The organism is Nocardioides sp. CCNWLW216 (assembly GCF_037120545.1).
Classification (GTDB): domain Bacteria; phylum Actinomycetota; class Actinomycetes; order Propionibacteriales; family Nocardioidaceae; genus Nocardioides; species Nocardioides lianchengensis.
This window is the reverse complement of the sequence record NZ_JBBBBJ010000010.1, coordinates 44,699-67,259: the sequence shown is the minus strand read 5'-3', so window position 1 is coordinate 67,259 and position 22,561 is coordinate 44,699. Positions and strand designations below refer to the sequence as shown.

Sequence of the window (22,561 nt, the reverse complement as noted above, 5' to 3'; positions counted from 1 at the left end):
TCAGCAGTTGGCGTCCGTCTCCTCGGTGCGGGTGTGCCACGGCGTGTTGAACGTCGGCGCGCTGACCGACACGTCGTTCACGTACCAGTAGTAGTGGCCGTAGTACGGGTCCCCGAAGTGCATCTCGTAGGTGCCGGTGACCGTCGAGCGGTCGGCCGCGACGTAGAGGTTCACCGCCTTGCCCGGGCTGACGGTCTGGGTGAGCTTGTCCTGGGTGGTCTTCGACCAGGTCCACTCGTGCCCGTACGTCGTCTCGATGCTCACCTCGTAGACGTCCTTCAGCCCGGCCTTGACCCCCAGCGTGATGCCGAGCGAGTTGGTCTCGCCCTCGGTCGAGGACCAGTTGATCTCGCGGGTCTGGGAGTCGGCGGCGCAGTTGGCCGCGCTGCCGGCGAACTTGAACTCCCCCTGCGAGATCGTCTCGCCGCTCGGGTGGAACTCGCAGACGTCGAGGTCGCCGCTGTCGCACTTATCCAGGAGCTCCTGGACGGTCGGCGAGTCCTCGGCGGCGGTGATGCCGCGTGCGCCGGGCTGACCGGGCTTCCCCGCGGTGACGTAGGGCTCCGTCCCGGTGCCCCCGTCCGGCGCAGCGCTCGCGCTCGTCGGAGCGAGCGGGAGGGTCAGGGCGGTGGCGGCGGTCAGGGCGACGGCCGCGGTGGTCTTGCGCATCATGGGTGCTCTCCTCAGCTCATGCCGACGCGCCAGGCGCGGTCGCTGAAGGCGCCGACGTCCGGGTTGTCGTCCTCGTAGGGGCCTTCCTTGGTGCCGGCCTCGTCCCACAGCCACACCCAGCAGTTGGCCCAGGACTGGGTGGAGGTGACGCGGTTGCGCCAGTCCTCGGGGAGATCCAGCTCCCACTCCATCCAGCCGTCCTTCTTGCAGGGTGCGCCGATCGTGATCGTGTACGACGACCCCTGGTAGCGCGCGTCGTCGTACACGACCGCGCCGATGACCTCGCCCGCCGCCCCGACCTGCCGGTTGGCCGCGGCGACCTCCTGCTCGAGCTCGACACCGCCCGATCTCGCGCCGTCGCTGAGCTCGACCCGGTCGCCTGAGGCGGCCGAGAGCGCGGTCTCGAGCGAGGCGTAGCAGCGTTCCGTGCCGGTCTCCGCGGAGACGACGCAGTGGGTGCCCTCGGCGGCCACGACCGCCGAGGCCGGCACTCCTGGAACGAGGCCGACCACGACTCCTCCCAGGACCGCGGCACTTCCGAGCTGGATCTTCGTCGATGTGGGGATGACTCCTCCTCGATGTTGGAAGATGTCTCTTTACCTTCGAACAGGTCCGAATCTGGCGCATCGGGGGAACCCCTTGCGTGTGACAGGGGTCTCCAGCCATCACCGTTGGTTGAGCAAGGTCTCGCCCCGCCGTTGATTGAGCAGGTCGCGCTAGCGACCGTGTCGAAACCCCCGCAGCCCGAGAGCCCCCGTTGACCCTGAAAGGGTCGTCATTGTTTGGCTGGCTGCCAGCGTGAGGTCCGCGGGTGGTCGCCGCCGGCGGCCGGGCTGCGGACCGCTCCCTGCCGCCCGTCCAGGCCCGCCGGTGGTTGAGCAGGTCGCGCTAGCGACCGTGTCGAAACCCCCGCAGCCAACTCGCCCTCGGCGGCCGACTGCAGGCCGCTCCCTCCCTACCGTCCACAGGGACCTTGCGGACGGTAGGGAGAAGTGGTCACCTGGCCCCCACTCGCCTTCTCCGCCACCGACCCCGAGATCTCTTTCCACAGATCCACCGCCGCCCTAGATTCGCACACCTGTTCGAATTAGGATGAGGGCATGAGCCCCGACGTCCACGACCCCGCCACGGCCGCCGCCGTGCTGGCGGCCGCCGAGACGTCCGTACGCACCCGCCGCGCCGCCGCTCTCGAAGACCTCCACCTGGTGCTGGCCTGGGCCGATCTTCACCGCGACAACCCCCAACACCAGCCCGGCGCGATCCCCGTCCGGTACGGCGGAGACCAGCTCATCGACGTCGGCGGCGACGGCACCCCACTCGTCCAAGACCTCTGCCTCGGCGAACTCGCCATCGCCCGCCACACCCACCTCCTCTCCACCCGCGCGCTGATGGCCGACGCCCTCGACCTGCGCCACCGCCTCCCCCAACGTGGGCCATCGTGCAGACCCTCGCCTGCGAGGCGTGGGTGGCGTGCCGGGTCGCGTCCATGACCCGCAAGCTGACCCACGCCCAGGTCGCGCTGGTGGATGAAGCCGTAGCCCGGGCGATCGGCGGGTGCGCGCCCGGACGGTGCTCCGCATCGTCGAGGCCAAGATCATCGAGGCCGACACCGCCGCCCACACCGCCCACATCGAAGCAGAACGCCGCACCCGCACCGTCGTGCTCTCCCCGACCGACGACACCGGCCTACGGATGCTCTTCGCCCGCCTCGAAGCCGGCGACGCCGTCTGGGTCGACGCCACCATCGACCGGGTCGCCGACCTCCTGCACACCGACGCCGACCTCCGGACACTGCACCACCCCGACCTGCCCGAGGACGTCACCAAAGCCGAGCTCCGCGCCGTCGCCTTCGGCTGGCTGGCCCGACCCCACGATCTCGCCGCACTCCTCCAACTCCTCGACCAGCACGACGACGACACCACGACCAAGAAGCGGAAGCCGTCAGCGGTGCTGCACGTCCACCTCCACCAGGCCGCCCTCGACACCGGCGTCGGGGTCGCTCGGGTGCAGGAGTTGGGGCCGCTGGTCCTTGACCAGGTTCGGCTCCTCCTGGCCCATGCGAACGTGACGTTGCGGCCGGTGCTGGATCTGTCGGAGACCATCGCCGTCGACCGCTACGAGCACCCCACCATCGTCCGGGAACGGACCGCGATCCTGATCCCCGCCGATGCGTTCCCGCACTCCACCTCGGTCACGAGACGGGTCGACCTGGACCACCCCACGCCCTACCTGGACCCAGACGACGGCGGACCACCCGGACAGACCGGCGACCACGCCGCCGCACCCTTGACCCGCAGGCACCACCGGGCCAAGACCCACGCCGGCTACACCGTCGAACAGACCGACCGGACCACCTTCGAATGGACCACCCCGCACGGCCTGAGGCGCCGCGTCGACCCCACCGGCACCCACCCGACCTAGCCGACCGACACCGCGCGGGCGGGGTAGGTCGGGCCGGGTCGCTGATCGAGGTGAGGGTGACCGCCACAGGTGACCAGCGGTCCCGGCGCCGCGGCCGGCGCGAGCACCGTCCCAGCCACCGTCAGCGCCAGTAGTCCGATCCCGGCCGCGATCCGACCTGCCGATCTGCTCATCCCCTCCGATATGCGGGAGGCCCGCGCCGTTGCGGGACGGTCCAGACCAGCGGGGCGCGCCCACCCGTCCGCGAGGATGGCCGGATGACCGATCTCCCCACCGTCGCCCTGCTCGGCACCGGCGCCATGGGCGCGGGCATGGCCCGCAACCTCGCCGCCGCCGGGATCGACCTCCGCGTCTGGAACCGTACGCCCGAGCGGGCCGCGCCGCTCGCCGACGTCGCGACCGTCGCGGCCAGCCCGGCGGAGGCGGTCGCGGGTGCCGACGTCCTCCTGACGATGCTGTACGACGCCGACAGCGTCCTCGAGGTCGTCTCCGGGCTGGGCGACGCGATCGCGCCGGGCACGACGTGGCTGCAGCAGAGCACGATCGGCGTCGCGGGCACCGACCGGGCGGTCGCACTGGCCGAGGAGCTCGGCCTGGTCCTCGTCGACGCCCCGGTGCTGGGCACCCGCAAGCCCGCCGAGGACGGCACTCTCACGGTCCTGGCGTCAGGTCCCGACGAGGTGGCCGACCGCCTCGCTCCGCTCCTCGACGCGATCGGCTCGCGCACCCTGTGGCTCGGCCCCGCCGGCGCCGGCACCCGGCTGAAGCTCGCGGCGAACGCCTGGGTCCTCACGGTCGTCGAGGGCCTGGCCGAGTCGCTGGCCCTGACCCGCGACCTCGGACTCGACCCGGCCCTGTTCCTCGACGCGGTGCAGGGCAGCGCGGTCGACGCGCCGTACCTCCGGCTGAAGGGGGAGGCGATGCTGAGCGGTGCGCTCGACCCCTCCTTCGCGCTCAGCGGGGCGGTCAAGGACGCCGACCTGATCCTGGCCGCCGCCCGGTCCGCGGGCACCGAGCTGGCCGTGCTGCCCGGGGTCCGCGACCACCTGGCCCGCGGGGTCGAGGCCGGGCACGGCGACCGCGACATGGCGGCGACGTACCTGGCTCACTGAGCCCACCCGCGCACGAACTCCAGGAACCGTGCCGCTGCCGGCGCGAGCTCCCGGTCCGCGCGCCACGTCAGCCCGACCGTACGACGGGCCGCAGCGGCCGCGACCGGCACGCCGACCGTGCCCGAGGCGCCGGCGAACTGCTCGGGCACGACCGCCACCCCGAGCCCCGCGGCCACCAGTCCCTCGATGGTGGCCAGGTCCGCGCTCTCGAACGAGACCCGCGGGGTCACCCCGGCCGCGTCGAGCAGCCCGTCGACCAGGGCCCGGTGCCCGAAGCCGGTGGGCGTCGTCACCAGCTCCTCGTCGGCGAGCTCCGCCAGCCGTACCCGGCGCCGCGCACGCAGCCGGTGCCCCGGGGGTACGACGAGGACCAGCCGCTCCTCCTGCAGCGGCAGCCAGGCGTACGACGGGCCCGGCCGCGGCGAGATGATCGCGACCTCGGAGAGGCCGGCGTCCAGGTCGCGCAGCATCTCGTGCGCCGGCTCCTGGCGCAGCTCGACGCGCACCCCCGGTGCCACGACGTGGAAGTCCCCCAGCACCCGCGGCACCAGGGACGTCGCCATCGAGTCCAGGAAGGCCAGCCGGACCGTGCCGGTGTCGGGGTCCAGCCGCGCGCGCAGCTCGGCGCGGAGCCGGGCGTGCCGAACGGTCAGGTCGCGGGCGGCTGCGACGACCAGTGCTCCGTCGGGGTTGACCCGGACGCCGTTCGGCACCCGCTCCAGCAGCCGCGCGCCCAGTTCGCCCTCCACCCGGGCGAGCGCGCGGGACAGGGTCGGCTGCGGCACGCCGAGCACGGCGGCGGCCTCGGTCACGTGCTCGTGCTCGGCGACCACCAGCAGCCATTCCAGGTCCCGGATCATCATGCGCAGATCGTATCGAGATCCAGCGGACGACACATTGGACGCATCACGCTCACCCCGGCAGGGTGGAGCGAGTGACCGCCGTACTCGACCAGCCCACCGGCTACCGCAGCGGCAGCGCCGAGCACCGCCGGGTGTCGATCGCGCTGTTCGCGGCGGGCGTGACCACGTTCGCCCTGCTCTACAGCACCCAGGCCCTGCTCCCCGAGCTCGCCCGGTCCTTCGACGTCAGCGCCGCGCAGAGCACGCTGTCGCTCTCGCTCACCACGGCCGGGCTGGGCGTCGCCCTGCTGGTCGCCGGCACGCTCTCCGAGGTCGTCGGCCGGACTCCGCTCATCCACACGGCGGTGTTCGCCGCCGGCGGGGTGGCCGTGCTCTGCGCGCTTGCGCCGACCTGGCACACCCTGCTCGCGCTCCGGCTGGTCGAGGGCATCACCCTCGCCGGGCTGCCGGCCGTCGCGACGGCGTACCTGCGCGAGGAGCTGCACCCCTCCCTCCACGCCCGCGCCGCCGGGCTGTACGTCGGCGGCACCGCGTTGGGCGGCATGGTCGGCCGGCTGCTGCCCGGGGCGGTCGCGGAGGTCGCCGGCTGGCGCTGGGCCCTGGCCGCCGTGGCCGCGCTGGCGCTCGGCTGCGCGGTCGTGGTCCGGGTGCTGCTGCCGCCGTCGCGGCACTTCCGGGCGGTCGCGCCCGGTCAGGGCCGGCTGCTGGCGATGACCCGGCGCGCGCTGACCGACCCGGGCCTGCTGGCGCTCTACGGCATCGGCGGCTGCGCGATGGGCGCGTTCATCGCCGTCTCCAACGCCCTCGGCTTCCGGCTCGCCGGAGCACCGTTCGACCTCGGCCTGGGCGCGGCCAGCCTGGTCTTCCTCGTCTACCCGATCGGCAGCCTCAGCGCCGCCCTCGCCGGTCGGCTGGCGGATCGGTTCGGGCGCCGGGCCGTCGTCCCGGCCGGCTGCGTGGTCGGCCTCGCGGGCGTGCTGCTGACGCTGCCCGACCGGCTGCCCGCCGTGGTCGCCGGACTGGCCCTGCTCACCGCGGGATTCTTCGTGATCCACGGGGTCGCGAGCGGCTGGGTCCCCGCCCGGGCGCACGCCGGCGGGGTCGGGGCGGGCCAGGCGGCCTCGCTCTACCTGTTCGCCTACTACCTCGGTTCGTCGGTCTTCGGCGGCCTGGCCGGCCACGTCTGGTCGGCCGGCGGCTGGTCCGGCGTCGCCGCGATGTCGGGCGCGCTCCTGGTGGCGACCGGACTGCTCGCGCAGGTGCTCCGTCGTACGCCGGTCCTCACACCGACGAGCGAGGCCGCGCCCGGACCAGCGCGGCCGTGAGCGACTCGAGGGTGACCGGCTTGCTGACGTAGTCGTCCATGCCGGCCTCGATGAACCGCTCCCGGTCGCCGGTGAGCGCGTTCGCGGTCAGCGCGATCACGTGCGGGCGGCGCTCACCCTGCGAGTCGCGGATCCGTCGTACGGCGCTCACGCCGTCCATGACCGGCATCTCGACGTCCATCAGCACCACGTCGAAGTCGACCCGCTCGACCAGGTCCACCGCGTCCCGCCCGTTGCCGACGACCGAGGGCACGATCCCCAGGCGCGCCAGCATCCCGACCACGACCTTGCGGTTGACCGCGTCGTCCTCGGCGACCAGCACCGAGAGCTGGCACGAGTCCTCGGGCTCGGCCGCCATGAGTGCGGCCGGGTCGAACTCCGGCGCGCCGATCGCCCGGTGAGCGGTGCGCACCGACACCCGGGTGCCGCGCCCCAGCTCGGACTCCAGCTCGACGGTGCCGCCCATCGCCTCGACCAGACCGCGGCTGATCGCCAGGCCCAGCCCAGTGCCGCCGTACTCGCGGGTCGTCGACGCGTCGCCGCGCACGAACGACTGGAACAGATCGGGGATCCGCCACTCCGGGATGCCGATGCCGGTGTCGGTGACCGTGGTGAGCAGCTCGCAGAGGGGCCGGCCGTCGGCGTCCTCGCTCCGTCGTACGACGGTGGTCTCGACCGAGACCGAGCCGCTCTCGGTGAACTTCAGCGCGTTGCCGACCAGGTTGACCAGCACCTGTCGCAGCCGGACCTCGTCGCCGCGCAGCGCGGCCGGCACGTCGGGCGCGAGGTGCAGCCGCAGCGCGACGCCCTTGACCTCGGCCTCGGGGCCGAACATCGCGACCGTCTCGCCCAGCACGCCGGCCATCGAGAACGGCTCCTCGGCGTGCTCGAGACGACCGGACTCCAGCGACGAGTAGACGAGCACGTCGTTGATCAGGGCCAGCAGGTGGCTCCCGCTGCGGTGCGCGGTCTCGACATAGTCGCGCTGTTCCCCGTCGAGGTCCGTGAGCAGCAGCAGGTCGGTGAGCCCGAGGACCGCGTTGAGCGGGGTGCGGATCTCGTGGCTCATGGTGGCCAGGAACGAGGCCTTCTGGCGGGCCGTCTCCTCCGCCGCCCGCCGGGCCTCGACGAGGAGCAGCTCGGCCTCGTGGCGCTCGGTGATGTCGGTCTGGACGGCGAAGTAGCCCTCCAGCTCCCCGTCCGCGTCGAGCAACGGCGAGACGTCGGTCGTCACCCAGCGCTGCTCGCCGTCGTGGGTGCGGATCGCCACCTCGACGCGGATCGGCAACCGGGCCGTCATCGCGTGCGCCAGACGGTCCACGGTCCCCGGATCGGTCGCCGGCCCGAAGAGGAACTCGTCCGCCCGCAGACCCTGAGCCTCGTCCAGGCGCCACCCCGTCGACCGGGTGAAGGCCTCGTTGACCCAGGTGATCCGGCCCGTCGGGTCGGAGGCGATCAGCGGGCTGTCGGTCGCCTCCACGACCCGCGAGTAGAAGGCCAGGTCGTCGTTGAGCGTGCGCAGCTCCCGTACGGCGTCGCTGCGGCGCCGGTCGGCCCGCAGGAAGAGCACCGCGCCGGTCGCGCTGCTCGCGAGCGCGGCGGCCAGCAGCACCCCGAGCATCAGCAGCAGCCGGCGCAGGTCGCCGCTCAGGTCGGTGGCCGTCTCGTTGGTCGTGGCCACCTGCTCCCGCCGGTTGGTCTCGCCGAGGGAGGCCAGCACGTTGTACGACCGCTCGAGCCCCTGGATCCGCTCCTCGATCTGCGCCCGGGTACGCGCGCTGTCCCGCCTGTCCCGCCTGTCCAGCAGCAGCCGGTTCAGGGCGGGCAGCACCTCCTCGCGCCACGCCGCCTCGTTGCGCCGGGCGGTCGCCATCAGGCTGTCGGCCCCGAGCGTCACCTGCTGGTAGGACAGCGCGCTCTCCTGGGTGCGCTGGCTGACGAACCCGGCCTGCAGCCGCACCTCGTCGTCGGGGGCGTCGATGTCGAGCAGGTGCTGCAGCCGGAGCAGCTCGCGCTGGGCCTGCCCGAGCGTGCGGACGTTGGAGAGCACCAGCCCCTCGGTCCGGACCACCTCGTCCTGCAGGCTCCGCGACGTCGTGGCCAGGTCGGAGGCCACGACGCAGCTGAGCGCCAACAGCACGAGCCCGAGACCTCCGACGAGGATCCCGGGCCAGCGGACGTGTCGTGACGGACGGCTCACGGGGCGCCCCGCTCCGCGGCGGGGAGCCGCACGGTGACGACCGCTCCACCGTCGGCGCCCGGGCGCAGCTCGACCGTGCCGCCCCAGCGCCGCGCGATCGTGGTCGCGGCGGACAACCCCAGGCCGGCCCCCTGGGCCTGGAGCGCGCGGGCGTTGGACCCGCGGTAGAACGGCTGGCCGACGGCGTGCTCCTCGTGCTCGGGCACCCCGACGCCGGTGTCGGCGACCACGACCGTGACCCGCGACGAGCGGCGCTCCACGGTGACCGTGACCCGGTCGTCCGGCCCGGAGAACTTCACCGCGTTGCTCAGCACCCGGTCCAGGAGCTCGCGCAGGTCCGCGGCGGGCACCACCACCAGCGGTACGCCGGGGCCCGCGTCGTGCACGTCGACCCGGGCGGCCGCCGTACCCAGGGAGGCGACGCAGGTCCGGGCCACCGCGGCGGCGTCGGCCGGCCCGATCCGGGCGGTGTCGACCCGCGACTGCGGGGTCGCGACGTCGCCGAGGGTGGTCACGTTGGCGCTGAGCTCCAGCAGCCGGGCCAGGTTGGGCTCCATCCGGGCCACCAGCCGGCCGACCGGGACGGGCAGCTCCTCGGCCAGGTCGGCCAGCATCTCCACGCCCGCGCTCAGGGCCGTCAGCGGGGTCCGCAGCTCGTGGTTGAGGACGGTCAGCAGCTCGCTGCGCAGCTCGTCGTACCGGGCCCGGGCCTCCTGCGCCGGGGTGCGCTGGTGGCCGTGGGTCGCCTCGAGGGCCGAGCCCAGCTCGGCGGCGGCCTGCCGGAGAACGACGTGGTCCGCGCGCGTCCACGCGCGCGGGGCGACGGTGAAGACCATCAGGGCGTGCCGCTCGCCACCGACGAAGAACGGGGCCCCGCCGAGGGCGCCCCGGATCCGCGCGGAGCCGAGGGGGCCGGCCGCGGGCAGGGTCGGGTTGCCGAGCCAGACGCCGCCGTTCTCGCCGGCGCTGCGGCTCAGCGACTCGGCGAACGCGCCGGGCGGCTGCACCCAGCAGTCGTCGACCTGGAGCAGGTGGGCGCTCAGCTCGGTCGCGGTCGCCACGATCTCCGCGTGCGTGATCAACGGCGTGCCCGCGACCCCGTCCGGACCGAGGACGGTCCGCAGCAGCGCGCGCGCAGCCTCCTCCCCCGGTGGGGCTCCCGCGCGCACGTCCATGACCGGAGGTTCGGCAGGTTCGGGACCGATGTGAGGGCTGTGACGCGGACGACCTCCCCCCGCGTCCTCGGGATGCCCTAGGCTGCGTCCGCGGGCACGAGGAAGCCGGTGGGAATCCGGCACAGTCGCGCTACTGTGACACCGCCTCCGAGCGATCGGACGGGCGGTGGAGTCAGACCCGAAGGTCCGCTTCCACCCCATCGAACAGGGACGCAGCTATCCCTGAGGAGGCAACATGTCGCAGTCGACCGCCGTGCCCGGCGCCGAGGTCCAGGTCCCGACCATCCCCGTCCGCGAGATCGCCCCGTGGGCGCTCTTCTTCGGGCTGCTCGGGCTTCTCACGCTCTTCTTCATCAGCGCCGACCAGGGCGCCATCTCCCTCCCGTCGGGCAACGCGATCCACGAGTGGGTCCACGACGGGCGTCACCTTCTCGGCTACCCCTGCCACTGAGCGGGGCGACGTCGTGACTGCGCGCAACTTCCTGGTCCGCGGCCTGCTGATCGGCCTGTTGGCGGGCTTCGCCTCCTTCCTCGTCGCCCACCAGGTCGGCGAGCCCCACGTCGAGCGGGCCATCGCCCTCGAGGAGGCCAACGCGGCCGCCGCGGACGAGCCGACCCATGCCGACGAGCACGCCGACGAGGGCACGTCCGTCTCGCGGCCGCACCAGCGCACCTGGGGCCTGCTCACCGGGACCCTCGCCGTCGGACTCGCGGTCGGCGGCCTGGTCGCCCTGGTCGCGGCCGGCACGGTCGGGCGCCTGGGCCGGCTCTCCCCCGGGCAGTCCACCGCGGTGGTCAGCCTGGTCGGCTTCGTCGCCGTGGCCCTGGTGCCGTTCCTGAAGTACCCCGCCACGCCACCGGCCGTCGGCAGCGGTGACACCATCGGCGACCGGACGAGCTGGTTCTTCGGCTTCGTGCTGATCTCGGTCGCGGTCGCCGCCCTCGCCTCGCTGCTCGCGGTGCGGCTCGCCGCCGACGTCAGCACGTACGTCGGGGTCGTGTCGGGCGCGGGTCTCTACCTGGTCGTGATGGTCGCCGCCGGGCTGCTGATGCCGACGGTCAACGAGGTGGGCGACTTCCCGGCCGACGAGCTCTGGTTCTTCCGCCGCGCCTCGCTGCTCACCCTCGTGGCCCTCTGGGGCGTGATCGGGGTCGGCCTCACCGGCCTCGTGGCCCGGCTGCACGGCCAGACGTCCGCGGTCCGGGCGCGGCGCGAGCTGGCCGCCAGCCTGTGACGTCCCCGGCCGCGATCCGTCGGCCCTCGCCCGTCGTCCGGGCCGAGGCGACGCGACGCCTCGAGTCCCTCGCCACCCCGGCGGGGGCGCTCGGAAGGCTCGGTGACCTGGCGGTCTGGCTGGCCGCGGCGCAGGGCGTCGTCCCGCCGCGTGAGCTCGACGACGTCCGGCTGGTCATCTTCGCGGGCGACCACGGCGTCGCGTCGTACGGCGTCTCGGCGTACCCGCCGGCCATCACACCTGCGATGGTCCGCACCTTCGTCGCGGGTCGGGCCGGCGTGAACGCGCTGGCCCGCGCCCACGGCGTGCACGTGCGCGTCCTCGACCTCGGCGTCGACGACGACCTGGCCGGGGTGCCGGAGTCCGTCGGCGAACGCAAGGTACGACGAGGCTCGGGGGCGATCCACCGCACCGACGCCCTCACCGCCGAGGAGACCCGGCGCGCGCTCGCCGCCGGGGCCGAGGTGGCGGCCGAGGAGATCGCCGCCGGCGGCCAGCTGCTGCTGAGCGGCGACATGGGCATCGGCAACACCACCCCGGCCGCGGCGCTGGTCGCGGCCGGTCTGGGCCTGCCCGCCGACGAGGTCGTGGGCCGCGGGACCGGGGTCGACGACGCCGGGCTGGCGCGCAAGACCGAGGTCCTCGACGCCGCGCTGCGCCGGGCGGGCGACCGCGCCGACGACCCGGTCGAGACCCTGACCGCGCTCGGCAGCGCCGACCTGGCCGCGACGACGGGCTACCTGCTGGAGGCCGCGCGCCGCGGCGTGCCCGTGCTGCTCGACGGCCTGATGTCGGTCGCCTGCGCGTTGACGGCGGACCGGATCGACCCGGGCGCAGCGGCCTGGTTCGCCGCCGGCCACCGCTCGACCGAGCCGGCCCAGTCCCTGGCGCTGGACAAGCTCGGCCTGGAGCCGGTGCTCGACCTGGGGCTGCGGCTCGGCGAGGGCTCCGGGGCCGTCGCCGCGGTCCCGGTGCTGCGCTCGGCCGTGGCCCTGCTGCGCGACGTGGCGCTGCTGTCCGAGCTGTGAGCGACGCCTGGCGGCTCGCCGTCGGGACCCTCACGGCGCTGCCGGTGCGGTCCCCCGGCCGGGTCGACCGGACCGTCGCCGGGCGGGCGATGCTGCTGGCCCCGCTGGCCGTCCTCCCGCTGGGCGCGCTGGTCACCGCGGTGCTGCTGCTCGGCGACCTGGCCGGCCTGCCGCCGCTCGCCGTGGCCTTCGTGGCGGTCGGCGCGCTCGCGGGCGGCAGCCGGGTGCTGCACTGGGACGGCCTGTCCGACGTGGCCGACGGCCTGACCGCGTCGTACGACGCCGCGCGCTCGCTCGAGGTGATGAAGTCGGGCACGTCCGGCCCGGCCGGCGTCGTCGCCACGGTCGTCGTGCTCGGGATCCAGGTCGCCGCGCTGGCCGTGCTCGGCACCTCGACCCGGGGCGCGCTGCTGGCCGGGCTGCTGGTCTGCCTGTCCCGCTGCGCTCTGTGGATCGCCTGCTGCTCGCGCGTGCCCGCGGCCCGGACCGACGGGCTCGGCCTGGTCTACACGCGGACGGTGCCGCTGCCGGTCGCCGTGCTCGGCGGGCTGCTGCTGTCGGTCCTCGGCGGATGGGCGGTGGTGCTGCTGGTCCGTCGTACCGTCGCGCGCTTCGGCGGCGTCACCGGCGACGTGCTGGGCGCATCGATCGAGGTCGCGCTCGCCGTCACCCTGCTGGGGTGGTCGTGGGTCTAACGCGCCGGGCCACCCCAGGACCGCTACAGCCTCAGCACCCGGCCGGCCACGACCAGGTGCACCTCGTCGCAGGCGGCGCCGAACTCCTGGTTGACCGTGCCGAGCAGGTCGCGGAAGAGCCGGCCCGAACGGTGCTCCGGCACCACGCCCAGGCCGACCTCGTTGGTCACCAGGACCACGTCGTCGCCCAAGGCGGCCAGCGCCTCCGCGGTCGCCGCGCCGACGTACGACGTGACCTCGGGCGCGGGCGCCTCCCAGAGCCCGGCGTCGTCGACCAGCCGGGTCAGCCAGGTGCCGAGGCAGTCGACCAGCACCGCACCGTCCGTCCGCAGCGCGGCCGCGAGGTCACCGGTCTCGAGCGTGGTCCAGGACCCCGGGCGCCGGGCCCGGTGGGCCTCGATCCGCGCCTGCCAGTCCGCGTCGTCGCGCGCCGGCCCGGGCGCGACGTAGGTCACCGGCCCGTCCAGCAGCGACTCGGCGTGCCGCGACTTGCCCGACCGCACGCCACCCGTCACGAGGATCTTCATCGATGAGCTCTCCCTCGGCCGTGGGTCTGGTGATCGGCTACGCCGCCGACAGTCTGCTCGGCGACCCGCGCCGCTGGCACCCGGTGGCCGGCTTCGGCCGGCTGGCCGGCGCCCTCGAGCGCCGGGTGTACGACGACCGCCGGGCGCCCGGCGTGCTGCACGTGGCCGTGCTGGTGGGCGGCGCCGCGCTGCTCGGCCGGTGGGCCGGCCGCGGGCGCCTGGTGACCGCGGTCGCGACCTGGGCCGTGCTCGGCGGCCGGTCGCTCGACCGCGAGGCCGCGGCCGTGCAGGCGCTGCTGGAGGCCGGCGACCTGCTCGGTGCCCGGCAGCGGTTGACCCACCTGGTCGGCCGGGACACCGCGACCCTCGACGAGAGCGGCGTGGCCCGCGCGGTGATCGAGTCGCTGGCCGAGAACACCTCCGACGCGGTCGTCGCCCCGCTGGTCTGGGGCGCGGTGGCCGGGCCGGCCGGGCTGCTGGCCCACCGGGCCTCGAACACCCTGGACGCGATGGTCGGGCACCGCTCGCCCCGCTACGAGCGGTTCGGCTGGGCCGCTGCCCGCCTCGACGACCTGCTCAACCTGCCCGGCTCGCGCCTGACCGCGGCGCTCGCGGTGCTGATCGCGGACGACCGGCCCGCCGCGGCCCGCGCCTGGCGCGAGGACGCCGGCGCCCACCCCAGCCCGAACGCCGGACCGGTCGAGGCGGCCTTCGCCGGGGCGCTGGGAGTCCGGCTCGGCGGGACGACGGTCTACGCGGGCCGCATCGAGGAGCGGCCGGTGCTGCACGGCGCGGGGCGCGAGGTGGCCGTCCACGACGTCACCCGCGCCCGTCGGCTGGCCCGGCGGGTCGACCTGGGTGCGCTCGTCGCGGCTGCAGCCACGACAGCGCTCCGGCGACGTCGCTGACCGTCTCGACCCCGGGGGGCGGAGCCGGCCGACGCACGACGACGACCGGGATCCCGAGCTCGTCCGCCGCGTCCAGCTTGGGCCGGGTGTGCTCGCCGCCGGAGTCCTTGGTGACCAGGACGTCGACGCGGTGCTCCGCCATCAGCCGCCGCTCGCCGGCCAGCTCGTAGGGCCCGCGGCTCCGCAGCAGGGTCCACGCCGGGGGCAGCTCGAGCTCCGGCTCGTCGACCACCCGGGTGAGCACCGCGCGCTCGCCGAGGGCCGGGACGAACCGGTGCAGCTCGGTCCGTCCCACCGTCAGGAACGGCCGCTCCCCCAGCGCCGCCGTCGCGGCCGCCGCCTCCTCGTGGGTGTCGACCGGCGTCCAGCCGGCGCGCGGCGCCCAGCCGGGCCGCGCCAGCCGCAGCAGCGGTACGTCGACCTGCGCCGCGCTGGCCGAGATCCGGGCCGCGAAGGGATGGGTCGCGTCCACGACGGCGTCGTACGACGAGGCGTGCGCGCGCAGCGCCTCGGGTCCGCCGAACCCGCCGACCCGCACCGCGCCCACCGGCAGCCGCGGCCGCGCGACCCGGCCCGCGAGCGACGAGACGACCTCGTCGCCGGCCGCGACCAGCGCGGCGGCGAGCGCGCGGGCCTCGGCCGTGCCGCCCAGGATCAGCACCCTCACCGGACGGCCAGCCCCAGCAGCGCGTCCACGTCGAGGTGCTCCTCGACCAGGTCGCCGAGCAGGTCCAGGCGGCGCTCGCGGGCGGCCGGGAACGAGGCGCGGGAAGACATCCCGAGGGCGGCGGCGAGGAAGGCCGCGCGCTGCGCGTCGTCCTCCAGTGATCCGTGCACCATGGTGCCGGTCGCCGGTCCGTCGGTGAGCGTGCCGGTGACCCGGCCGTGGTGGATCTCGTAGCCGCCCGCGGGGTGCAGGCGCAGCACCTTCTCGGGCCCGAACTCGGTGGCCAGGTCGAGCAGCCCCAGCCCCGCGACGGTGGTGGGCGGCCCCTCGACCCCGTGCGGGTCGGCGACGGTCCGCCCGAGCATCTGGCAGCCGCCGCAGATCCCCAGCACCGGCCGCCCTGCCGCGGCGTGCGCGAGCACCGCCTGGTCGAGGCCGCGCGAGCGCAGCCAGGCCAGGTCCGCGATGGTGGCGCGGGTGCCCGGCAGCACCACCAGGTCGGCGTCGCGCAGGTCGCGCGGGGCGCTCGCGAAGACCACGTCCAGGTCGGGCTCGAGGCCCAGCGCGTCGACGTCGGTGAAGTTGCTGATCCGCGGGAACCGGACCACCGCCACCCGCCGGGTGCCGGTCGTCCCCGACCGACGGCCCTCCAGGTCGAGCGCGTCCTCGCTGTCCAGCCAGAGGTCGGGGTGCCAGGGCAGCACGCCGTACGACGGCCGCCCGGTGCGCGACTCCAGCTCGTCGAGGCCCGGGCGCAGCAGGTCGAGGTCGCCGCGGAACTTGTTGACCACCCAGCCCGCCACCAGGGCCGCGTCGTCCTCGTCGAGCAGCGCCAGGGTGCCGACGAACGCCGCGAACACCCCGCCCCGGTCGATGTCGCCGACCACCACCGTCGGCAGGCCGGCGTGCCGGGCCAGGCCCATGTTCACGTAGTCGCCGCGGCGCAGGTTGATCTCGGCCGGGCTGCCCGCGCCCTCCGCGACCACGACGTCGTAGCGCGAGGCGAGGTCGTCGTACGCCGCGTGCGCGGCCCGCGCGAGGTGGGCGCGCCCGGTCTCCCAGTCGGCCGAGGAGACCGTGCCGGCGGGCTGCCCCATCACCACGACGTGGCTGCGCCGGTCGCTGCCCGGCTTCAGCAGCACCGGGTTCATCGCCGCCTCCGGCTCGGCCCGCGCCGCCAGCGCCTGGACCCACTGGGCCCGGCCGATCTCGGCACCGTCCGCGGTCACCATCGAGTTGTTCGACATGTTCTGCGCCTTGTACGGCGCCACCCGCACCCCGCGGCGCGCGAACGCCCGGCACAGGCCGGTCGTCACGATGCTCTTGCCCGCGTCCGAGGTCGTGCCGGCGACGAGGATCCCGCTCACGCGGCCGGCCCCCGCAACAGGCAGACGTCCATCACCCAGCCGTCCACGGCGCGCGCGGCGTCCCGGGCCGCCACCAGCGAGGACCGCACCGTGCCGACCCGGCCGGCCACCAGCCGCTCCCCCGGCGCGCCCAGGTTGGCGCCCCACCAGATCGACCAGTCGTCGAGCCCGTCGAGGTGGTCGACGCCGGAGGTCAGCATCACGACGCAGTTGCGCTGGCCCGCGGCCACGTCGTCGGCCAGCCGCCGCGCGGTCGTCACGTGCACCGGCCGGCCGACCTCGTGCAGGACGATGCCGTGCCGCGCGGCCAGCAGCGACGGGGCACCGATCCCCGGGACCACCTCGACCGGCAGGTCGAGGGCGGCGGTCAGCCGCAGCGTCGAGTCGTAGAGCGACGGGTCGCCCCACACGAGGATCGCCGGGTCCCCCGCGCGCGACGCCACGACGTCGCGCAGCGCGGCCACCCGCGCGGCGTGCCAGTCGCGCACGGCACCGGCGTAGTCGGCCGGGTCCCGGTCCCGCTCCGGGTCGCGCACCACGACGAACGGCAGGTCGCCGTACGCGCGGCAGACCGCGGCCCGGACGTCGACCAGCGGGTCCTCGTCGGACTTGCGGAACGCCACGACGTACGACGACGCCGCGAGCGCGGCGGCCGCCTCGGGGGTGACGTGCTGCGGCCCCATCCCGAAGCCGACCACCCGCAGGGTGCGCGTCACCGGTCCTCCAGGTCGCCCTCGAGGTCGAGGTAGACCTGCTGCATCGCGGCCAGCACGTTCGGGTCCGGAGACTCCCACAGGCCGCGGTCGGCGGCCTCGTGCAGCTTCTCGACGATGCCGCGCAGCGCCCAGGGGTTCGACTTCTTCATGAACTCCTGGTTGGTCTCGTCGAGGACGTACTCCTTCGCGAGCGTGTCGTACATCCAGTCGTGCACGACGCCGGTCGTGGCGTCGAAGCCGAAGAGGTAGTCGACGGTCGCGGCCAGCTCGAAGGCGCCCTTGTAGCCGTGCCGCTGCATCGCGCCGATCCAGCGCGGGTTGACCACCCGGGCCCGGAAGACCCGGTTGGTCTCCTCCTGCAGGGTCCGGGTCCGCACGGCGTCCGGCGTGGTCGAGTCGCCGACGTACGCCTCCGGGGCGGAGCCGGTCAGCGCGCGCACGGTTGCGACCATGCCGCCGTGGTACTGGAAGTAGTCGTCGCTGTCGGCGATGTCGTGCTCGCGGGTGTCGATGTTCTTGGCCGCCACCTTGATCCGGCGGTACGACGTCCGCATGTCGTCGGCCGCCGCGACGCCGTCCAGGTCGCGGCCGTAGGCGAACCCGCCCCAGGCCGTGTAGACCTCGGCCAGGTCGTCGTCCGAGCGCCAGCTGCCGGACTCGATCAGCTGCAGGATGCCGGCGCCGTACGAGCCCGGCTTGGAGCCGAAGATCCGGGTCGTGGCGCGCCGCAGGTCGCCGTGCTCGGCCAGGTCGGCCTGCGCGTGCTTGCGCACGAAGTTCATCTCCAGCGGCTCCTCGAGCGCTGCGACCAGCTGCACCGCGTCGTCGAGCATGGCCACGACGTGCGGGAACGCGTCGCGGAAGAACCCGCTGATCCGCACGGTGACGTCGATCCGCGGCCGCCCCAGCTCCTCGAGAGGGACGACGTGCAGGTCGCTGACCCGCCGCGACGCCTCGTCCCACTCCGGGCGGACCCCGAGCAGCGCCAGCACCTCGGCGACGTCGTCCCCCGAGGTGCGCATCGCGCTGGTGCCCCAGACGCTCAACCCGACCGAGTCGGGGTAGGAGCCGGTGTCGTCGAGGTAGCGCTGGAGCAGCGAGTCGGCCATCGCCAACCCGGTCTGCCAGGCCAGCCGGCTCGGCACCGCACGCGGGTCGACGGTGTAGAAGTTGCGGCCGGTCGGCAGCACGTTGACCAGCCCGCGCAGCGGGCTCCCGGACGGCCCGGCCGCGATGAAGCCGCCGTCGAGCGCGTGCAGGACGGCGTCCAGCTCGTCGGTGGTGCGGGCCAGCCGGGGCACGACCTGGGACGCCGCGAAGGCCAGCACCCGCTGCACCTCCGGGTCGTCGTGGAGCCCGGCCGCGGCGTCGACGGACCAGGCGGCGTCCTCCATGCCCTGCACCAGCGCACGGGCCTGGCGCTCGACCTCGTCGACCGCGCCGACCGCCTCGGCGTTCTCCTTGAGGCCGAGCGCCGCCCGCAGCCCGGGTACGGCGGCGGACTCGCCGCCCCACACCTGGGACGCGCGCAGGATGGCCAGCACCAGGTTGACCCGGGCCTCGCCGTCCGGCGCCTGGCCGAGCACGTGCAGGCCGTCGCGGATCTGGGCGTCCTTGATCTCGCAGAGCCAGCCGTCGACATGCAGCAGGAAGTCGTCGAACTCGGCGTCCTCGGGGCGCTCGTCGAGCCCGAGGTCGCGGTGCATCTCGGCGGCGTGCATCAGCTGCCAGATCTCGCCGCGGACCGCCGGCAGCTTGGCCGGGTCCATGGCGGCGATGTTGGCGTGCTCGTCGAGGAGCTGCTCGAGCCGCGCGATGTCGCCGTACGACTCGGCCCGGGCCATCGGCGGGATCAGGTGGTCGACGATGGTCGCGTGGGCGCGGCGCTTGGCCTGCGCGCCCTCGCCCGGGTCGTTGACCAGGAACGGATAGATCAGCGGCAGGTTGCCGATGGCCTGGTCGGTGGCGCACTCCGCCGAGAGCGCGGCGTTCTTGCCGGGCAGCCACTCCATCGAGCCGTGCTTGCCCAGGTGGACCACCGCGTGGGCCCCGAAGGCGTGCTCCACCCAGCGGTACGCCGCCAGGTAGTGGTGACTCGGCGCCAGGTCGGGGTCGTGGTAGATCGCGACCGGGTTCTCGCCGAAGCCGCGCGGCGGCTGGATCAGCAGCACGACGTTGCCGGCCTGGATGGTCGCGAGCACGATCTCGCCGGCGTCGTTGACGAACAGCGTGCCCGGGGACTCGCCCCAGGCCTCGACCATGTCGCCCTTCAGGGCGGCGGGCAGGTCGGCGGTCCACGCGTCGTAGTCGGCCTTGGTGATCCGCACGTGGGCGTCGGTGAGCTGGGCGCTGGTCAGCCACTCCTCGTCCTGGCCGCCCGCGTCGATCAGCGCGTGGATCAGGGTGTCGCCGGCCTCGGTGTCGTCCTCCAGCTCCAGCCCGGGGACGGCCCCGACCGGACCCAGGTCGTAGCCCGCGTCGCGCATCCGGCGCAGCAGCCGGATCGTCGACACCGGGGTGTCCAGGCCGACGGCGTTGCCGACCCGCGAGTGCTTCGTCGGGTAGGCGCTCAGCATCAGCGCGACCTTGCGCTCGGCCGGCGGGACGTGGCGGAGGCGGGCGTGGTTGACCGCGATCCCGGCCACCCGCGCGCAGCGCTCGGCGTCGGCGACGTAGCGCGGCAGCCCGTCCTCGTCGACCTCCTTGAACGAGAACGGCGCGGTGATGATCCGGCCGTCGAACTCGGGGATCGCCACCTGGGTGGCCGAGTCGAGCGGCGTGACGCCGTCGTCGGAGGCCTCCCACTCGGCGCGGCTGCTGGTCAGGCACAGGCCCTGCAGGACCGGGATGTCGAGGGCGGCGATCCGCTCCACGTCCCAGGCCTCGTCGTCGCCGCCCGCGCTCGCCGTGGCGGGCTTCGAGCCGCCGGCGGCCAGCACGGTCACCACCAGCGCGTCCAGGGTGCGGAACGCGTCGTACAGCTCGTCGGGCGCGGAGCGCAGCGAGCCGGCGAAGATCGGGACGCCCACGGCCTGCCCGGTCGCGTCGACCGCGTCGGCCAGCGCCTGCACGAAGGCGGTGTTCCCGCTCGCCTCGTGCGCCCGGTAGTAGAGGATCCCGACTCGCGGGGTCTCGATACGCTCGCTGGCGCTCGCTACTCGACCAACGACGTTCGTCGGTCCTGGACCAACGACGTTCGTCGGTACTGGACCAACGACGTTCGTCGGCACTGGACCAACGACGTTCGTCGGCACTGGACCAACGACGTTCGTCGGCACTGGACCAACGACGTTCGTCGGTCGAGTAGCCCCCGAGGAACGAGGGGGCGTATCGAGACCCCTCTCGCCGTACCCCCACTCCGGCAGCGCCGCCGGCGGCTCGAACCCCTCGCCGGTGAGCAGCACGGTGTCGGAGAGGAACGCGTGCAGCTGGGCCAGGTTGGCCGGGCCGCCCTCGGCGAGGTAGCGGTGCGCCTCGGCCGCGGTGCCGATCGGGACGCTGGACAGCTCCATCAGCTCGGCGCTCGGCTGCTGCTCGCCGCCGAGGACCACCATCGGCATGCCCGTCTGGGCGATCCGCCGGAAGCCGCTGCAGAGGTCCTGCGGGGAGCCGAGGATCCGGCCGACGACCAGGTCGCAGCCCTCGATCACCTCGGCCATCGACTGGTGCCCGGGTCGCGCCGGGTTGGCCCAGACGTAGTCGGCACCGCTGGCGCGGGCGGAGAGCAGGTCGGTGTCGGACGTCGACAGCAGCGCGATGCGCACGGTGGCCTCCTCGGGGTTCTCGCCCCGGCGTAGATGGCGGAGTCCCGTGGCCAGTGTCTGGCTTCGACCCGTGCCCGGGCCTCACAGTGGCGGAACCGCCCCGGGGTCTCACCGGGTTCCTGCGCCACGAGACGTGTAGCCGGAGCCTAGTCGAGCCCGAGGTCGCCCCGGGTCAGCGGCTGCCCACCGGGCAGCCCGACCTCGACCCGGTCGCCGATCGTGACCGTGCCGTCGACGCTGACGTCGATCGGGGCGTAGCCGGTCTGCAGGCCGGACTCGCCGTCGACGTACTGCAGCTGCAGGCTGACCGTCTTCAGCGGCACCGAGAACGGCGTCGAGAACCGGTTGAACGTCGGCGCCTCCAGCACGCCGCCGGACGTGCCGAGCTGGCTGACCACGGTCCAGGTGACCTCGTGGTCGGCGTCGCCCTCCTCGCCGGTGTTCCAGACGACCCAGGGTCCGGCGACGTCGTGGAGGTGGCCGAAGTCGACGAGCCCGGGCGGTACGTCGTCGATGCCGTCGTCCCACGGGACGGTCTCTTGGCCGATCGTGTCCGCCAGCTCGCTGGTGCCGGTGATGCCGAGGTAGCCCGAGACGGCCCGCGGCTGGTGCAGCAGCGCGATCACGGCCGGGCTGTCGTCGAGGCCGTCGACGAGCTCGCGCAGCTCGACGCCGAGGTCGCGCTCCTCCAGGCCGGACTCGTTGGTCACCAGGCCGCCGAAGAGCGCCTTGAACGCCGGGTCGGCGGCGCCCGCGATGGTCAGCCCGTCGACGTCGACGGTCTCCAGGTCCGGCACCTGCACGTCGTTGTCGCGCAGCTGCTCGACGGTGGTGTCGGAGTCGTGGTCGCCCTTGACCGCCACCGTCGGGATGTCCGGGCTGGCGCCGGCCTCGCCCTTGACGAAGCCCTTCTCGGCCACGGTGCCGTTGGAGCTGATGTCGCCGGAGATGGTGCGGACCGTGAGCGCGTCCTCGCCGAGTGCCTCGGCGAGCCTCGGGTACATCGCCTTCCGCGCCCGGGTGCCGACCAGGCTGCCCTGGGGGTCGGCCTCGGCGACCACGACCTTCTCCCCGTCGCGCGGTGTCAGGTCGGCCGCGTGGAGCGGGAGCTCGGTGTCGAAGGACGCGGCGACGGCGTCGGTGTAGGCCCGCGCGTTCTCCTCGATCCGGGTCTGGTTCTTCTCGATGAACGGCTGCACCTGCTGGGCGACTTCGACAGTCTGCGGACTGCTGAACGAGACGCCGTCGACCCCCGGCATCGGGTAGGTCTCCGCCTCGTCGTCGCGCGCGGACCAGGCGTGGAAGGCCTGCAGCGCCACCACGGTCGAGATCCCGAGCCCGGTCGCCAGGACGCCCGCCGTGAGCCCGGCGCGCCAGCGCCAGGAGCCGCGCCGACGCGGGTACGGCGGCGCTCCCCCGCGGAACGCCGCGGTCAGCAGGCCGCCCACCACGACGCCGATTGCCAGCTCCAGGCGGAGCAGCCCGTCGACGACCTGGTCGCGCAGCTCCGCGCCGTACACCTCGGCGACGGCGGCGGGGTCGTCGACGAACGCGGCGTTGACGCGCAGGAACGCTGGCGAGACGTACGACGACAGCGTGCCGCCGGCCTCCGGCGGACCGGTCGAGCGGATGTCGGCCCCGAAGCCGCCGGCGCCGGTGCGCTCCCAGTAGATCTTCCCGAGGACGCCGGTGTCGACGGTCGAGCGGCCGTCGTGGGCGAGCGAGACCTCGACCGGGAAGGCGCCCAGGCTGTCCTCGAAGGAGGCGTGCTGGAGCGCCCAGACCACCGACACGGGCAGGGCGACGAGCGCCGCCGCCAGGCCGTAGGCGAGCCACGCGACCAGGACCTGGGCGACGCGGCGGGCGAGGGAGCTCATCGGCTCAAG

20 protein-coding genes and 1 riboswitch are annotated in these 22,561 nt (G+C 74.3%); of the genes, 9 read left to right on the top strand and 11 right to left on the bottom strand.

Annotated elements, in window-relative coordinates; all coding sequences use genetic code 11:
• Both V7S47_RS20035 and V7S47_RS20030 read right to left on the bottom strand, forming a co-directional pair.
• Nucleotides 1-672: a hypothetical protein gene (locus V7S47_RS20035; protein ID WP_336563216.1), complete on the bottom strand. Its 672-nt coding sequence runs from the start codon at nt 670-672 to the stop codon at nt 1-3.
• Nucleotides 673-683: 11 nt separating this feature from the next.
• Nucleotides 684-1,184 (bottom strand): hypothetical protein, encoded by a 501-nt coding sequence (locus V7S47_RS20030; protein ID WP_336563215.1) that lies wholly within the window; start codon nt 1,182-1,184, stop codon nt 684-686.
• Nucleotides 1,185-1,772: 588 nt separating this feature from the next.
• Between V7S47_RS20030 and V7S47_RS20025 the strand changes: the two genes are divergently transcribed.
• From V7S47_RS20025 to V7S47_RS20015, 3 genes are all read left to right on the top strand, one after another.
• Nucleotides 1,773-2,162 carry a hypothetical protein gene (locus tag V7S47_RS20025; RefSeq protein ID WP_336563213.1) on the top strand — a complete coding sequence of 130 codons (390 nt, stop codon included), beginning with the start codon at nt 1,773-1,775 and terminating at the stop codon, nt 2,160-2,162.
• 64 nt (nt 2,163-2,226) lie between these two features.
• Nucleotides 2,227-3,093: a hypothetical protein gene (locus tag V7S47_RS20020; RefSeq protein ID WP_336563212.1), complete on the top strand. Its 867-nt coding sequence runs from the start codon at nt 2,227-2,229 to the stop codon at nt 3,091-3,093.
• 257 nt (nt 3,094-3,350) lie between these two features.
• The gene (locus tag V7S47_RS20015) at nt 3,351-4,205 is read left to right on the top strand and encodes an NAD(P)-dependent oxidoreductase (RefSeq protein WP_336563211.1); all 855 of its coding nucleotides are present in this window, start codon (nt 3,351-3,353) and stop codon (nt 4,203-4,205) included.
• Here the strand turns inward: V7S47_RS20015 and V7S47_RS20010 are convergent.
• Complete coding sequence (locus tag V7S47_RS20010) at nt 4,199-5,068, bottom strand: LysR family transcriptional regulator (protein WP_336563210.1); 870 nt, start codon at nt 5,066-5,068, stop codon at nt 4,199-4,201. The two genes, V7S47_RS20015 and V7S47_RS20010, sit on opposite strands and share 7 nt — an antisense overlap.
• A 71-nt stretch (nt 5,069-5,139) precedes the next feature.
• Between V7S47_RS20010 and V7S47_RS20005 the strand changes: the two genes are divergently transcribed.
• Nucleotides 5,140-6,393: an MFS transporter gene (locus tag V7S47_RS20005; RefSeq protein ID WP_336563209.1), complete on the top strand. Its 1,254-nt coding sequence runs from the start codon at nt 5,140-5,142 to the stop codon at nt 6,391-6,393.
• Here the strand turns inward: V7S47_RS20005 and V7S47_RS20000 are convergent.
• The gene (locus tag V7S47_RS20000; protein WP_336563208.1) at nt 6,350-8,593 is read right to left on the bottom strand and encodes a hybrid sensor histidine kinase/response regulator; all 2,244 of its coding nucleotides are present in this window, start codon (nt 8,591-8,593) and stop codon (nt 6,350-6,352) included. The two genes, V7S47_RS20005 and V7S47_RS20000, sit on opposite strands and share 44 nt — an antisense overlap.
• Entirely contained in the window at nt 8,590-9,768 is a 1,179-nt protein-coding gene (locus V7S47_RS19995; protein WP_336563207.1) for a sensor histidine kinase, read from the bottom strand. The genes V7S47_RS20000 and V7S47_RS19995 overlap by 4 nt, the downstream gene beginning before the upstream one ends.
• Before the next feature lie 235 nt (nt 9,769-10,003).
• On the opposite strand from V7S47_RS19995, the gene V7S47_RS19990 reads away from it, so the two are divergent.
• The 4 genes from V7S47_RS19990 to V7S47_RS19975 are packed head-to-tail and all read left to right on the top strand — an operon-like array spanning nt 10,004 to nt 12,726.
• Entirely contained in the window at nt 10,004-10,219 is a 216-nt protein-coding gene (locus V7S47_RS19990; RefSeq protein WP_336563206.1) for a CbtB domain-containing protein, read from the top strand.
• A 13-nt stretch (nt 10,220-10,232) separates the two neighbouring features.
• Nucleotides 10,233-11,003, top strand: coding sequence for a CbtA family protein (locus V7S47_RS19985; RefSeq protein ID WP_336563205.1), 771 nt, complete (start codon nt 10,233-10,235; stop codon nt 11,001-11,003).
• Complete coding sequence (gene cobT / locus V7S47_RS19980; RefSeq protein WP_244509562.1) at nt 11,000-12,031, top strand: nicotinate-nucleotide--dimethylbenzimidazole phosphoribosyltransferase; 1,032 nt, start codon at nt 11,000-11,002, stop codon at nt 12,029-12,031. Before V7S47_RS19985 ends, cobT begins: the two co-directional genes overlap by 4 nt.
• On the top strand, nt 12,028-12,726 hold the full coding sequence (locus tag V7S47_RS19975; RefSeq protein ID WP_336563204.1) for an adenosylcobinamide-GDP ribazoletransferase: 699 nt from the start codon (nt 12,028-12,030) through the stop codon (nt 12,724-12,726). The genes cobT and V7S47_RS19975 overlap by 4 nt, the downstream gene beginning before the upstream one ends.
• A 23-nt stretch (nt 12,727-12,749) precedes the next feature.
• Here V7S47_RS19975 and V7S47_RS19970 read toward each other — a convergent pair whose 3' ends face one another.
• Nucleotides 12,750-13,253 (bottom strand): bifunctional adenosylcobinamide kinase/adenosylcobinamide-phosphate guanylyltransferase, encoded by a 504-nt coding sequence (locus V7S47_RS19970; RefSeq protein WP_336563203.1) that lies wholly within the window; start codon nt 13,251-13,253, stop codon nt 12,750-12,752.
• Nucleotides 13,254-13,255: 2 nt separating this feature from the next.
• Here V7S47_RS19970 and V7S47_RS19965 point away from each other — a divergent pair, with 2 nt between their 5' ends.
• Entirely contained in the window at nt 13,256-14,161 is a 906-nt protein-coding gene (locus tag V7S47_RS19965) for a cobalamin biosynthesis protein (protein ID WP_336563202.1), read from the top strand.
• On the opposite strand, the gene V7S47_RS19960 is transcribed toward V7S47_RS19965, so the two are convergent.
• From V7S47_RS19960 to V7S47_RS19940, 5 genes are all read right to left on the bottom strand, one after another.
• Nucleotides 14,073-14,828 (bottom strand): cobalt-precorrin-6A reductase, encoded by a 756-nt coding sequence (locus V7S47_RS19960; RefSeq protein ID WP_336563201.1) that lies wholly within the window; start codon nt 14,826-14,828, stop codon nt 14,073-14,075. The genes V7S47_RS19965 and V7S47_RS19960 overlap by 89 nt on opposite strands.
• Nucleotides 14,825-16,195, bottom strand: a complete 1,371-nt coding sequence (locus V7S47_RS19955; RefSeq protein WP_336563200.1) for a cobyric acid synthase — start codon at nt 16,193-16,195, stop codon at nt 14,825-14,827. The genes V7S47_RS19960 and V7S47_RS19955 overlap by 4 nt, the downstream gene beginning before the upstream one ends.
• Nucleotides 16,192-16,911, bottom strand: coding sequence for a precorrin-6A synthase (deacetylating) (cobF, locus tag V7S47_RS19950; RefSeq protein WP_336563199.1), 720 nt, complete (start codon nt 16,909-16,911; stop codon nt 16,192-16,194). Before cobF ends, V7S47_RS19955 begins: the two co-directional genes overlap by 4 nt.
• Nucleotides 16,908-20,675: a cobaltochelatase subunit CobN gene (cobN, locus tag V7S47_RS19945; protein WP_336563198.1), complete on the bottom strand. Its 3,768-nt coding sequence runs from the start codon at nt 20,673-20,675 to the stop codon at nt 16,908-16,910. The genes cobF and cobN overlap by 4 nt, the downstream gene beginning before the upstream one ends.
• 31 nt (nt 20,676-20,706) lie before the next feature.
• Nucleotides 20,707-20,850, bottom strand: a riboswitch (cobalamin riboswitch).
• Nucleotides 20,822-22,552: a metallophosphoesterase family protein gene (locus V7S47_RS19940; protein ID WP_336563197.1), complete on the bottom strand. Its 1,731-nt coding sequence runs from the start codon at nt 22,550-22,552 to the stop codon at nt 20,822-20,824. It overlaps the preceding riboswitch by 29 nt.
• Nucleotides 22,553-22,561 lie beyond the last annotated feature (9 nt).